Source organism: Roseiarcus sp. (assembly GCF_052145395.1).
Classification (GTDB): Bacteria; Pseudomonadota; Alphaproteobacteria; order Rhizobiales; family Beijerinckiaceae; genus Roseiarcus.
The window spans coordinates 1-13,050 of record NZ_JBKQOT010000744.1 but is presented as its reverse complement, the minus strand read 5'-3'; the positions used below and the strand labels follow the sequence as shown (position 1 = coordinate 13,050).

Annotated in this window: 11 protein-coding genes; 5 read left to right on the top strand and 6 right to left on the bottom strand. The window is 65.5% G+C overall.

Annotation, left to right across the window (positions count from 1 at the left end; genetic code table 11):
- Window positions 1–652: 652 nt before the first annotated feature.
- The 5 genes from ACLP25_RS25590 to ACLP25_RS25570 form a co-directional block, all read right to left on the bottom strand.
- Window positions 653–2,578, bottom strand: coding sequence for a cytochrome c biogenesis protein DipZ (locus ACLP25_RS25590; protein ID WP_442471928.1), 1,926 nt, complete (start codon window positions 2,576–2,578; stop codon window positions 653–655).
- Window positions 2,579–2,599: 21 nt separating this feature from the next.
- Complete coding sequence (gene msrB / locus ACLP25_RS25585) at window positions 2,600–3,085, bottom strand: peptide-methionine (R)-S-oxide reductase MsrB (protein WP_442471927.1); 486 nt, start codon at window positions 3,083–3,085, stop codon at window positions 2,600–2,602.
- Window positions 3,086–3,366: 281 nt separating this feature from the next.
- Window positions 3,367–4,608 carry an argininosuccinate synthase gene (locus tag ACLP25_RS25580; protein ID WP_442471926.1) on the bottom strand — a complete coding sequence of 414 codons (1,242 nt, stop codon included), beginning with the start codon at window positions 4,606–4,608 and terminating at the stop codon, window positions 3,367–3,369.
- 296 nt (window positions 4,609–4,904) lie between these two features.
- Window positions 4,905–5,666: a phosphatase PAP2 family protein gene (locus tag ACLP25_RS25575; protein WP_442471925.1), complete on the bottom strand. Its 762-nt coding sequence runs from the start codon at window positions 5,664–5,666 to the stop codon at window positions 4,905–4,907.
- Between the two features lie 7 nt (window positions 5,667–5,673).
- The gene (locus tag ACLP25_RS25570; protein WP_442471924.1) at window positions 5,674–6,300 is read right to left on the bottom strand and encodes a short chain dehydrogenase; all 627 of its coding nucleotides are present in this window, start codon (window positions 6,298–6,300) and stop codon (window positions 5,674–5,676) included.
- Between the two features lie 155 nt (window positions 6,301–6,455).
- On the opposite strand from ACLP25_RS25570, the gene ACLP25_RS25565 reads away from it, so the two are divergent.
- The 5 genes from ACLP25_RS25565 to ACLP25_RS25545 all read left to right on the top strand — a co-directional run bounded on the left by ACLP25_RS25565 (window position 6,456) and on the right by ACLP25_RS25545 (window position 11,984).
- The gene (locus tag ACLP25_RS25565) at window positions 6,456–7,442 is read left to right on the top strand and encodes a hypothetical protein (RefSeq protein ID WP_442471923.1); all 987 of its coding nucleotides are present in this window, start codon (window positions 6,456–6,458) and stop codon (window positions 7,440–7,442) included.
- A gap of 6 nt (window positions 7,443–7,448) precedes the next feature.
- The gene (locus ACLP25_RS25560) at window positions 7,449–8,474 is read left to right on the top strand and encodes a carbohydrate kinase family protein (protein ID WP_442471922.1); all 1,026 of its coding nucleotides are present in this window, start codon (window positions 7,449–7,451) and stop codon (window positions 8,472–8,474) included.
- Between the two features lie 198 nt (window positions 8,475–8,672).
- Window positions 8,673–9,125 carry a hypothetical protein gene (locus ACLP25_RS25555; RefSeq protein WP_442471921.1) on the top strand — a complete coding sequence of 151 codons (453 nt, stop codon included), beginning with the start codon at window positions 8,673–8,675 and terminating at the stop codon, window positions 9,123–9,125.
- 142 nt (window positions 9,126–9,267) lie between these two features.
- Entirely contained in the window at window positions 9,268–10,230 is a 963-nt protein-coding gene (locus ACLP25_RS25550) for an ABC transporter substrate-binding protein (RefSeq protein WP_442471920.1), read from the top strand.
- Window positions 10,227–11,984 carry an adenylate/guanylate cyclase domain-containing protein gene (locus tag ACLP25_RS25545; protein ID WP_442471919.1) on the top strand — a complete coding sequence of 586 codons (1,758 nt, stop codon included), beginning with the start codon at window positions 10,227–10,229 and terminating at the stop codon, window positions 11,982–11,984. The genes ACLP25_RS25550 and ACLP25_RS25545 overlap by 4 nt, the downstream gene beginning before the upstream one ends.
- A 122-nt stretch (window positions 11,985–12,106) precedes the next feature.
- Here the strand turns inward: ACLP25_RS25545 and ACLP25_RS25540 are convergent.
- On the bottom strand, window positions 12,107–13,050 hold a 944-nt coding region (locus tag ACLP25_RS25540), incomplete at its 5' end, for a tetratricopeptide repeat protein (protein WP_442471918.1).

Here is a 13,050-nt window from a genome sequence, read left to right as displayed (position 1 = left end):
GCCAGCGCCCGGCCGCTGCGCGACGCCTTCGGACAGACCCAAAAATTCGTCGCGGCGGCGGCGGCGGCGAAGGGCGTTTCGATCGACTGGTGAATTCGAGCAGGCGAAGCGCTTTTTGCGGTTTACTGGGGCGGCCAGCGCGCGCCGGCGCTGTCGCTCGCTGCTGAGCAGGCCCGAGCCCGTTTCGAGGCATTTCAACACGTTGCGGAGGATTTTCCGAGCCGATGCAACGCCAAGAATGGGCGCGCTTCACCTACCGCCTGGTCATGAGGAGCCCGAAACGCGAGCGTCTCGAAGGACACTACCCCGTGCGCGCCGGAGCGCCCTCCGAAGAAACCACGTAAAATGTCAGCACAATAGGGACTCACGGGTCGCGCGCCGGCTTCTATTCTTCGGAAGGCTATCACGGATTCTGATATTCCGCAATAAAATGCGGTGTCGTCGGACGATCGCGACAGCGACCCCGAACAGAGCAGGTCCGCTCGACGGGAGGTGTCGCCTTTCTCCGTTGCATGCCGTGGGCTTTGCGATGTCGCTCTTAGCCAATCGCGCTGCAGCGCAAGGGCGAAAGCGCTTTGAAGGGCTACCGCGGCAGCGAATGTTTTTCGGTGCATTCCGGCCTTGGACGACAGGTTCATTTTGAACTCCGGTTTCAGCCGAATGTGAACGCAAAGACTTGCACGCCTGGATCGAGAAACTCGATCATGAACGTGTGGTCGCCGCCAGCGCCGCCTTGCCTGACGAGCTGATAGAGCCGCTGTCGCTCGACGACGCCCATGCCCTCGGCATCGGTATCGGCGCCGTGACTCTCCCCCGGCGCGGTCCCGTCTATCGTCACCCGGAAATGGACTGGCGAACCGTCAGGTCCGGGGCCCATAACGAGATGAAGATCGCGCGCATGAAACCGGTAGGCGATGCTGCCGCCCTTTTCATTGAGAGCGGCGCTTTCCTTGCCGATCGTCCACGCGCCTGCAACGCCCCAGTCGTTGAGGCGGAGCGCCGGAACGTCATAGAGGTGACGAGCGTCGGGGACAGCGCCGCCCGGCGAAACGAAGTTCTCCGCTCGCGAATAGCCGACATAGGTCTCGGGCGATTGCACGTCCTCCACGTCCGCCGCCGCCTCCGCCCCGGACGCGTGCACGGCGACGATGCTTGACGAAACGTCGGTTTTCCCGGCTTCGGCGAGCAACTGCTGGATCACGCGCTCCGAACCGTCATAGTCGCCTTCGCCGAAATGATGGTGGCGAATACGGCCTTCAGCGTCGATGAAATAGTGCGCCGGCCAATAATCGTTGTCGAACGCGCGCCAGATCGCATAGTTGTTGTCGATCGCCACCGGATAGTCGATTCCGAGATCGGCGGTCGCCTTGCGCACGTTGTCGACGTTCTTCTCAAAGGCAAATTCGGGCGCGTGCACGCCGATAACCACGAGTCCCTGATCCCGGTACTTCTCGGCCCAAGCGCGAACGTAGGGGATTGCCCGCAAACAATTGATGCACGAGTAGGTCCAGAAATCGACGAGCACGACTTTGCCCTTGAGGGCGTCCATGGTCAGCGGTGGCGAATTCAGCCACTCGACCGCGCCGGAAAGCGAGGGCGCGGCGCCTTCGACGGGGAGGGTCTCCATCGCCAAGCTCGGTTTCGCCTTCATCATCATGGCCGGATTGTCGCCCGCCGTCCCCGGATTCGCCGACATCATCGCCGGGCCGCCGTTCATGACCACGCTGGGCTCCGTCGGCTTTTCTTTCATCATCATGGCGGGGTTTTCGTCGCCCGGCGCCGAATTGGCGGCCGCCATGGCGGGGCCATCGGTCGCCACCACCGAGGATCGCGGCGCCGGGACTAGCGTTGGGTGCAAGCCGTCCAGAAGATTCTGCTCGAGTGAAGACGTGCTCGCGTAAGAGATGCGAGAGAGAAACCCGGTATCGAGACCCAGTGCGATTGCGGCCACGCCCGCAAGCACAGCGACGCCGACCCCTCGCCGGATCCATTCCCCGACCCCCAGCGAGCGCTTCATCGCCGCGAAGACCCGGCCTCCGACCAACAACGCTAGCGCCAGCGAGGTCGCCGCTCCCGCCGCGTAGGCCAACAACAAGAGGCTGGTCCCCGCATTGGCCCCTTGCAGCGCGGCGCCCGTGAGGATGAGGCCGAGCACCGGCCCTGCGCAGGGCGCCCAGAGCAGACCTGTCGCGACTCCCAGCAACAGGGAGGGAGCAAGCGTCGATTTCTGCGCCGAGGCGCCGCGATCCGCCGACCCGGACAGGCGGCCGCCGAGGGCCACCAGCGGCCGGGTCAAATGATCGGACAGGCCGGGAAATACGAGCGTCAACCCGAAAGCGGCCAATAGAGCAAGAGCCGCCCACCTGCCGAACGCGTTCGCCTGGACGGCCCAGCCGCCCGCGACTGCGGCCAGGCTGGCGACGACGGCGAACGTCGCCGCCATCCCTACGAGCATGGGCAGGCCGCTGCGCAAAAACGGCTGGTCGGCCCGGGCAAAGACGAAAGGCAGCACCGGCAAAATGCAGGGGCTGACGATCGTGAGCACCCCGCCCAAATAGGCGAGCAGAAACAGGATCATTGCGGTCGACCCTTTGGCTCTTCAGGCCGTCGCCGGCTTGAACGTCATCGCCACGCCGTTCATGCAGTAGCGAAGGCCCGTCGGCTTCGGACCGTCGTCGAAGACATGCCCGAGGTGGCCGCCGCAGCGGCTGCAATGGACGGCGGTTCTGACCATCCCGAATGATTTGTCTTCGGTCGTTCCAACCGCCTTGTCGATCGGCGCCCAGAAGCTCGGCCACCCAGTGCCGCTGTCGAACTTCGTCGTCGACGAGAATGCGTCGAGATCGCATCCCGCGCAGGCGAAGAGGCCGCGACGTTGCTCATGCAGCAAGGGGCTGGTGAAGGGCCGCTCGGTTCCGGCTTGGCGGAGCACGACGAATTGGTCGGGCGTCAGGAGCTTGCGCCATTCATCGTCGGTGTGCGTGACCTCGAACGAGTCTGTGGCCCGAGAGGGGGCTGTTCGCCAGAGTAAGCCGGCCGCGGCGGTCAGCGCCGCATTCATCACAAAAAATCGCCGTGCTATCATGATGCAGGCCTCCGTCGGTTTGCAGGCGAGCGCGCCTCGGCAGGTATACGGCGCTGCGCGCCATATCGTTACGGGGATAGCGACGATCACGGAAAGTTTTCATGGTCCGATTGTAAGCAACGCGCAGAAGCCGCCGGTTCGCAAGAGGGGTGAAGGCGATTTCGCGCTGGCAATTGAGCGACCGCTGTCGCCCGCACTCCGGTCCTTCCCGAGGCGACCCCTTGCAGGCGCGGTTCCCGCCCGAAAGGCGCAATTCAGACTGAGACAGGACCCGCTGCTCGTCACCCCTTCGCCGCCTTCTTCCGCCGCTTCGCCAGCGTCCTCAGCCGCAAGGCGTTGAGCTTGATGAAGCCGGCCGCGTCGTTGTGGTCGTAGGCGACCGCGCCTTCCTCGAAGGTGACGAGATCCTGATCGTAGAGCGAGTGGGGGCTGTCGCGGCCGACGACATAGGCGCCCCCTTTATAGAGCTTCAACCGCACCCGCCCCGTCACCAGCCCCTGGCTCTTGTCGATCAGCGTCTGCAGGAGCTCGCGCTCGGGCGCGAACCAGAAGCCGTTGTAGATGAGCTCGGCGTATTTCGGCAAGAGCTCGTCCTTCAGGTGCGCCGCGCCGCGGTCGAGCGTGATCGACTCGATGGCGCGGTGGGCGACGAGCAGGATCGCGCCGCCGGGCGTCTCGTACATGCCGCGCGACTTCATGCCGACGAAGCGGTTCTCGACCAGGTCGAGGCGGCCGATGCCGTTGTCATGGCCGTATGTGTTGAGGGCGGCGAGCAGGGTCGCCGGGCTCATGGGCACGCCGTTGATGCTGACCGGATCGCCCTTCTCGAAGCCGATCTCGATCACGGTCGGCTTGTCGGGCGCGGCTTCCGGGTCGATCGTGCGCGAATAGACGTATCCGGGCGTCTCCTCGGCCGGATCCTCGAGCACCTTGCCCTCGGACGAGGTGTGCAAGAGGTTGGCGTCGGTGGAGAAGGGGGCCTCGCCGCGCTTGTCCTTGGCGATCGGGATCTGGTGCTTCTCGGCGAAGTCGATGAGGGCGGTGCGCGAGGCGAAGCTCCACTCGCGCCACGGCGCGATGATCTTGATGTCCGGCTCGAGCGCATAGGCCGAGAGCTCGAACCGCACCTGGTCGTTGCCCTTGCCGGTCGCGCCGTGGGAAATGGCGTCGGCGCCGGTCTCTCGCGCGATCTCGACCAGGCGCTTGGCGATCAGGGGCCGGGCGATCGAGGTGCCGAGCAGATAGAGGCCCTCGTACTGCGCGTTGGCGCGAAACATCGGGAACACGTAGTCGCGCACGAACTCCTCGCGCAGGTCCTCGATGAAGATGTGCTCGGGCTTGATGCCGAGCATCTCGGCCTTCTTGCGCGCCGGCTCCAGCTCCCCGCCCTGCCCGAGGTCGGCGGTGAAGGTGACCACTTCCGCGTTGTAGGTCTCCTGCAGCCACTTCAGGATGATCGAGGTGTCCAGGCCGCCGGAATAGGCGAGGACGACGCGCTTGATCTTGGGCTTGGGGGTGGACATGGACGGACTCGCTTCGCAAGGCGGTGGGAATTTGACGCTGTCATGGCCGGGCTTGTCCCGGCCATCCACGTCCTCGGGCCCGGGAGCCAGCGACGGACGGCAGGCGGTAGGACCGACACCGCTGCGCTGTTTACCATGCGCCGCCTGATCGCGAGAGCTGAGCGGCGAAAGGAGGAGCGGAACCGCGTGGATGGCCGGGACGAGCCCGGCCATGACTCGGCGAGCGGTTTCTTTGGAACCGTCCGTCGTCGCGCCGACTTATAGCCGCGCCGTGGACGCGCGCAATCCCAAGCGCTTCAGGCCAAAGGCTTAGCGGGGAGCCGGGCCGCCAGCGCCGCTTCCACGACCTCGGCCGCCGTCCGGCCGCCGCCGCCGGCGGCGGAGACGTCCGGCGCCGATTCGGAAGGATCTCTGCCGCGCGGCCACAGGAGCATGCGAGCGATCTCGATGATGATCAGGGTGACGAGGCCGCCGAGCAGCACGTCGGAGAGGTAATGGCCGCCGAACGCCATGCGCAATAGGCTGGCGCACACGCCGAAGGCGAAGGCGGCGACGATCGCCGGTCCCCGCCACGGCGGCGGCAGCACGCTCGCGGGGGCGACCATCCAGAACCCGGTCGCCGCCTCGCCGGAGACGAACGAGCAGTTCCTCCTGCACCCGCCCTGATCGTCGTACCAGGGCTTGAAGGCGTCGGGCCCGTTAAAGTCCTGGGTCTGATAGGGCCGCGGGCGGTGCCAATGGTCCTTGAGGCTCAAATTGACGACGAGTCCCGGGCCGATCGCAAGCGTCGCGATGAGGAAGATCATCGCCCGTCCGCTCGGGGCCCAGCGCCGCCAGCGGCCGAGGCGTTTTGCCAGCCACAGGACGGCGTAGGCCGCCAGCACGACGAAGGGCGTCACGCGGAAGACGTCGCGGCCGAACTTGTCGAGCGCGTCGTGGCCGGCGAAGCCGCCGCCGTCGTAGAAGCGATGCGCGACGGCAAGGTCGAGATCCGGCCAGACGGCGAACACGGCGAGGGTGAGCGCCGCGAGCGCAACGTAGACGAAGAACGCTTTCATCGAACGGTCAGGTCACCCGGTAGGTCTTGCCGGTCTCGAGCCCCTCGACGCTGCGGCTGAAGGCGCGGGCGGCGCGGGCGACTGGCACGGGGTCGAAGCCGCGGAAGAACGGTCCGTAGTCGGCCATCGATTCCTCGAACACCGTGGGGCTCACCGCGTTGATGCGCAGGCCGAGCGGCATCTCGATTGCCGCCGCCATGACGAACGCCTCGATCGCGGCGTTGACCATGCTCGCCGAAGACCCCGCGGCGATCGGCGTCTGCGACAGGACCCCGGCGATGAGGGTGATCGAGCCGCCGGCGCGGAGACGGTCGCGCGCCGCGAGCGTCAGATTGACCTGCCCCATCAGCTTGTCGGTGAGACCGAGACCGTACGACGACTGATCGATGCGCGCCGGCCTGATCGTCGCGAGCGGCGCGAAATTCACCGCCCCCGCCGCGCAGACGACGGCATCGAGCGCGCCGGCCGCGGTCAGGCCCGCCTCGATGCTCGAAGGATCGGCGATGTCGATGCGGATCTCGCCCGATTTCGACCCGGCGGTCACGATCTCGTGCCGGAGCGCGAGTTCGGCGGCGACGGCCCGCCCGAGGACGCCGGACGCGCCGACGAGGAGAATGCGGAGGCGTTCGGCCATGGAGATCCTGGGATCGATGCGGCTTTTTTCCGGCGAGGATCGCCGGAAGTATGGTTTCCTAGCGTCTTGCGCCGCGTCGCGCTAGCCTTTGTCCCCGTTGCCTCGCCGCGTCGCCCGATTATAGTCGGCAGACGCCGAAAGGCGGGAGGGCCCGAATGACTCGTCTCGACGACAAGCTTGCGCGAATCCGCGCCGGCGCGGACAAGCGCACGGATTTCATCATCGCGGACGCCAAGGACCCGGACATGGGTCCGGGTCTGCATGCGATGGGACCGGCGCGCCTGCCGGAAGGTTCGCCCCCGCGCCTGCAGACCCGAGAAGAGTTTCTCAAGTCGATCGAGGCGGTGATCGGCCAGGACGTGGTCGATGTCATGCTGACCTCGGTCAGCAACCTGGAGAAGCTCGTCGAGCGCAACGCCTTCGCGGGATCGGGGGTGAAGCCTGCGATTCGCGCCAACGACACGACCGACGTCTGGCGCCATCGCGGCGCGACCCACCATCATCATCCGTCGCGGCCATTCCGGACCGCCTCGCTCGCGCGCGTCAAAGCGCTGACCGACCTCGGCCTCTATTCGATCACCTTCACCAACGACCTCGACGCCGACCATGCCTCGCTCGAGGCGTTCCGGTCGTTCCGCGAGGATGCGGCCGCGAACGGCTTCTCGTATTTTCTCGAGGTGTTCAATCCCAACGTCGATACGAACCTCGATTCGGAATCGGTTCCGGCCTTCGTCAACGACGCGATCGTGCGCTGCCTCGCCGGCCTCACCGAGGCCGAGCGGCCAAAATTCCTCAAGATCGCCTACAACGGCCCGAAGGCGCTCGACGAACTGGCTTCCTACGATCCCAGCCTCGTGGTCGGCGTCCTCGGCGGCGGAGCCGGGACGACGCGCGACTGCTTCGAACTCATCTACCAGGCGCAGAAATACGGGGCGCGGGTCGCCCTGTTCGGGCGCAAGATCAATCTGGCGGAATCGCCGCTCGACATCGTGCGGCTGATGCGTGCCGTGTCCGACGGCGCGCTGACGCCGTGCGAGGCGGTCGAGGACTATCACGACGCGCTCGGGCGCAAGGGGCTGAAGCCCACGCGCGCCTTCGCTGACGACCGCGAGATCACCGAAGCCGTCCTGTTGCATGGTTAAATCGAGATGAGCGCGCGCAGGGGGGTGCTCTCCGCCGGATCGTTCTGCGTCGACTTCAACAAGTCGATCGTCCGCTGGCCTGAGCAGGACACCGTCACCGAAGTCGTCAGGATCGACCGCCAGGGCGGAGGGTCCGGCTACAACATGGCGAACGACCTCAAACGGCTCGATCCGGCCTTTCCGGTCGAGGCGATGGGCGTTGTGGGCGACGACGACCTCGGCCGCTTCCTCATCGGCGAGTGCGAGGCCCGCGGGGTGGCGTGCGCGGGCCTGAAGGCGCTTCCGGGCGGCGCGACGATGAGCGTCGACGCGATCAACGTGCTTGACACCGGCCGGCGCACCCACTTCTTTCATGCCGGCGTCGCGGCGGCCCTGTCGCCCGATCATTTCGATTTTTCCTCGAGCAAGGCGCGCATTCTCCATCTCGGCCTGCCGGGAGCGCATGCGGCGATGGACGTTCCCTGGCGCGCCCATGCGAACGGCTGGGTCGCCGTGCTGCAGGCGGCGAGACGCGCGGGGCTTACGACCAACCTCGAGCTGATGACCACTTCGGCCGAGCGGCTCGCCGAGCTTGCCTGTCCGTGTCTGCCGCATCTCGACTTTCTCATCGTCAACGACTTCGAGATCGGCGCGCTCGCCGGGGTCGCGACGCGTCGCGCCGACGGAACGACCGACGTCGTGGCGGTCGGGCGGGCGATCGCCGTCGCGCTCGAACGCGGAGCGATGCGCTGGGTCGTCGCCCATTTTCCCGAGGGCGCCGTCGCGCGCGGGCGGGACGGAACTTTCGCGACGCTCGGCTCGGTCGCCATGCCGGCGAGCGCGGTCGCCGGCGTCAACGGGGCCGGGGACGCGTTCGCGGCAGGCATGATCTACGGGCTGCACGAGGGATGGGCGATCGCAGACTGCCTGAGGCTCGCGCACAGCTCGGCCGCGGCCTCCATGCGCGCGGTCTCCACCACCGAAGGCGTCTCGGCGGTCGCCGAGTGTCTGGCGCTTGCGGACAAATGGGGCCTTCGGCCGCCGCCGGCGTGAGGCGGGTTCCGCTCGTCTGCCGCCAGCGCCGTTCCGTGGGCGAAAGCGTTTCACCGCCCTGGGCGTTCGCTTTTCCATGAGGCGGAAGGGAGGGATGAAGAAGCCGACGCTGCGCGCCGGTCTCAGCTATCGTATAGCGAACAAATCAAGGATCATGCGCAAGCCGCGCCATCGTGCGCCTCATGAGCGGGCGAGATCATGCCGAGCCACATCTTTAGCTCTTTGCTTGTGGGATTTGCGGTCACCTTGGGCACGATCGTCATTTGCTTCGTGGTCCACACCATCGTCATGGCTTTGCGCCGCAATCTGGAGCGCGGCGTGCTTGGCGTGCGGCTCTGGGTGAATATGACATTCATCATGAGCACAACGCTGCTTGCGCTCGGCGGGCATCTCGCTGAGATCGCACTGTGGGCGTTTGCCCTCGATACATCTCGCGCGGTCGCCGATCTCAGCGCGGCCATTTATTCATCGGCTGGCAGCTACACGACTGTGGGTTCCGACGTCATCTTGCCGGCGCGCTGGAAGCTGCTGGGACACTTTGAAGCAGTGTGCGGAATGTTAATGTTCGGCCTTTCGACCGCGTTCATTTTTGCCGTCATCCAACGTCTGATTCATGCCCGATTCGAGGGCGCGGATAACTTCCCTCTTTGAGGCCGGCGCGCCGCCGGGCCCGCCAGAATCGCATTGCGGGCCCTGCGAAATCGGAAGACAATCGCGCGACGAGGCGGTATCGGCGGACGACGTCGAGCCGATCGGCCTGACGACCGTGCGCCTGCCGATAAGGAGGCGATGTATGTCGTTTCGACTTTTCTTCCCGCTTTTCCTCCTGACGGGAATTCTCGCCTGGGCAGCGCACGCGCAGTCCCCGGCCAAGGTCTACCGAGTAGGCCTCTTCACTTGCAGCCGCATGGGCCCAGGCCTTGAGCAGGCCCTGGCGAAGCGCGGCTATTCTGAAGGAAAGACAATCCAATTCGATCGTCGGCCGACATACAGCGACGGCGCCGGTCTCCACCGCATCGCTGCAGAAATGGCGGGTGGACAGCTCGACCTCGTCATCGCTTGCTCTTATCCGGCTGCGGTCGCGGCGCTCGACAAGGCGCCTGACGTCCCGATCGTCGTCCTCCACGCCGGGGATCCGGTAGAGACGGGCCTGGTTCGAAGCGTCTCGCATCCCGGCGGACGCATCACCGGCGTTTCGCAGGTTTCGACAGTCCTGGCGGCCAAGCGCCTCCAACTGCTCAAGGAGGCGGCGCCCAACGTGCACAAGGTCGCGATGCTCTGGAACGAAGGCGATCTGGCCATGCAGATGCGCTGCAATGCGGTCCAGGCCGAGGCGAAGAAACTCGGGCTCGAAACGGAGTTGTTGCCGCTTCGCTCGCCCGAAAGCTTCCAAGCCGCCTTGTACAGAATGAGCAACGACCCGCCCGACGCCATTTTTGTCGTCGCGGACGGCCTGACTATCCCCAGCGACGATCTGGTCTTCCAGTACGCCTCGGCGCACCGTGTGCCCGACATGGAGGAATATGGCTTTCTCTCGCACCTCGGCGGCCTCCTCGCCTATGGGCCTGACGATGAGGACGAAATCGATCGCGCGGCCGACCTCGCGGACCGGGTCCTGCACGGCGCGAAGGCAGGAGACCTGCCGCTCGAATTGCCGACGCGATATCACTTTACGGTCAATCTCAAAGCGGCTCACGAACGGGGACTGGAGATTCCAGAGACGGTTCTGGAACGTTCGGACGACGTGATTGAATGAATGCGAACGCTGGACCTTCGCCAGCCGCCCGTCTTCGCCGACCGCTGTTTCAAAAGGTTTTTGCGGTTCTGGTCGCGGCGGTCGTCCTGCCGCTCCGTGCCAGCGGCGCGAGCGAAGCGTGGTTCGGTTATCTCGACCAACGGCATACGCTGGACTTGCAGTTGCGAGCGGAAGCGGACGCAGCGGCCGCGCGCATTCAGGAGTTCCTCGACGGCATTCCCAGCCAGATGAATTGGACCGTCCAGGCGCCTTGGGGCGAGGGCCTGGACGAGCGACACCGCATCGACATGTTCCGCCTGATGCGCCAGACGCCCGCAATCGTCGATGCGGTTCTTGTCGACGGCGACGGCCGTGAGCGCCTTCGCGTGTCGCGCACCGATCCCGATGTCGAAATGAGCGAGGTCGATCATTCCGCCGATCCCGCTTTTCTCGGCGCGCGGGCTCAGCGTCTCTGGTGGGGGCCGGTCACACTGCATCGCGGCTCCGAACCCTTCATGACCGTGGCTGTCGCCGGGGCACGCCAGAGCGCGGGCGTCACGATCGCCGAGATCAATCTGAAGTTCATTTGGGACGTCATCTCCGCGATCCACGTCGGCCAGACCGGACAGGCCTTCGTGCTGGACCGTTCCAGAGAGCTCGTCGCGCATCCGGACATCAGTCTGGTCCTGCGCGGCAAGGACAATCCAGCGGCCGCCCCGCTGCGCGCCCTGCAAGTTGCGGCTGCCGAACGCGGCGGCGGTCTTGTCGCCGGCGCCGACACGGAGGGCCGCGCGGTCTCGGCCGCCGCCAAACGGATCGAAGGCCCCGATTGGACGGCGCTCGTCGCCTTGCCGGCGGCTGAGGCCTACCAGCCGATCCGCGCGGCCCTCTGGCGCACTGCGCTCCTGCTGCTGGCCGGCGTGGCCTTCGCTGCGGCGCTCGCTTACGGGCTCGCGCGGCGAATGATTGGACCGATCAAGGCGCTCGAGGACGGAGCGAGTCATATCGGCGCGGGAGAGTTCGGCACCCGGATCGAGATGAGGACGGGCGACGAGTTGGAGCGTCTCGCCGAGCGCTTCAACACGATGGCGGGCCAATTGGCGCTCTCGCAGGAGCGGTCCGAGCGGATCAACCGCCTCAAGCGATTCCTTTCGCCGCAGATCGCGGAGCTTGTCGAGAGCCCGGGGCATGAACGGTTGCTCGATTCTCACCGCGCCGTCGTCACCGTGATCTTCTGCGACCTGCGCGGGTTCACCGCGTTTTCCGCTCATGCGGCGCCCGACGAGGTCATGGGACTGCTGGCCGAATACCATCGGGCCCTCGGGGAGATCATCGTTAAGTACGGCGCAACGCTGACCGCTTACATGGGCGACGGAGTCATGCTGCTCTTGAATGCGCCGATCCCTCGTCCCGACCCCGCGACGGTTGCGGCCCGCATGGCGATGGACATGCAGCGCGCGGTGCAAGAGATCCTTCAGCGGTGGCGGACGCGCGGCCACGAAATCGGATTCGGGATCGGGATCGCCACGGGCGAGGCGACCGTCGGGCGGATCGGCTACGAGGGTCGGATTGACTACACCGCGATTGGTCCGGTGGTGAACCTCGCCTCTCGCCTCTGTTCGTCGGCCGTCGACGGCCAGGTGATCATTGACGAGGCCACCGCCGCCGCCTTGGGCGAGATGCTGCCCGTCGAGCCCTTGGGCCAGTGGTCGATCCGGGGCTTCGCTGAGCCAGCGGCCGTCTTCGCCCTCGTTCATGAAGGCGCCGGCGAGTGACCGTGGCTTGGGCGCTCCGGAGGGCGGGAGTCGACGTTTTGCGGTCGTAGCAGACCGCGGCCTTGAACGCGTGAGTTAGGGCGGCCCGTTAGAGGTGGTGGCCGCATGTCGGCGCTCCTACATTACTCCTCCGGCAGACCCAGCTTGCGCAGGCCTTCGAACACAGGCGGCAAATTCGGCGTATGCGCGATCATCCATTTCACTGTGATCTGGGGATTGAGGCGGCGGGCTTCCGCCAAGGCGGACTTCGCCTCGTCCATTTTTCCTTCGAGCGCATAAGCGGCGGCCAAATTCGTGTGCGCGAAGAAAGGGCGAAAACCGGAGTCGGTCGCGTTGTGGTATTCGTCGATAGCAGCGTCGAAATGCCCTAGGCCAAGTTCCGCATCGCCCAACTCGACATGGAACAGGCCGATTAACGGATCGCGTGGACTCAACCGCATCGCTTGTTGCGCATCGGATATCGCTTGTTCGAACTGACCGAGAGAAGATTTCGCGTTGCTTCGCACTCCATATAGCGAGGCATAATTCGCATTGATGGCGAGACCGGCGTCAGCAGTTCTGAGAGACTCATCAAAGCGGCGCGACAAGACCAGGTAAGCGCTCTTCGTCCGATACGCCCGCATGTTTTCGGGAGCGAGCGCGATAGCCCGGTCAGCCGGACCGATCACTTTCGCATCGTAATCGGTTTCCGGGTTGGGAAAATAAAGATGTTCGAAGTCATAGGAAGCTGCTTCGCCCGCAAGCGCATCGGCGTCGTTCGGGTCGATCTTGAGCGCCTGTTCGAACAAGGCCCGCACCGCATCATTATCGTCCTTTGTGGGCTTCGACAGCCCCTGCCAATACAAGGCCCATCCCCGCATAGTAAGATCAATCACATCGGGATTTTTGGAATGGGCGCCCTTTTCCGCTTCCGCCTTGACGAGTTCGCTCCCCAGGCTATTGGCCAATCGCCCCACCACTTGATCTTGCAGCTTGAACAAATCGGCAAGGTCCTCCTCGAAGCGTTCGGCCCACAGATGCGCGCCTGATTCCGCGTCGATGAGCTGGGCGTTGACGCGCACCCGGT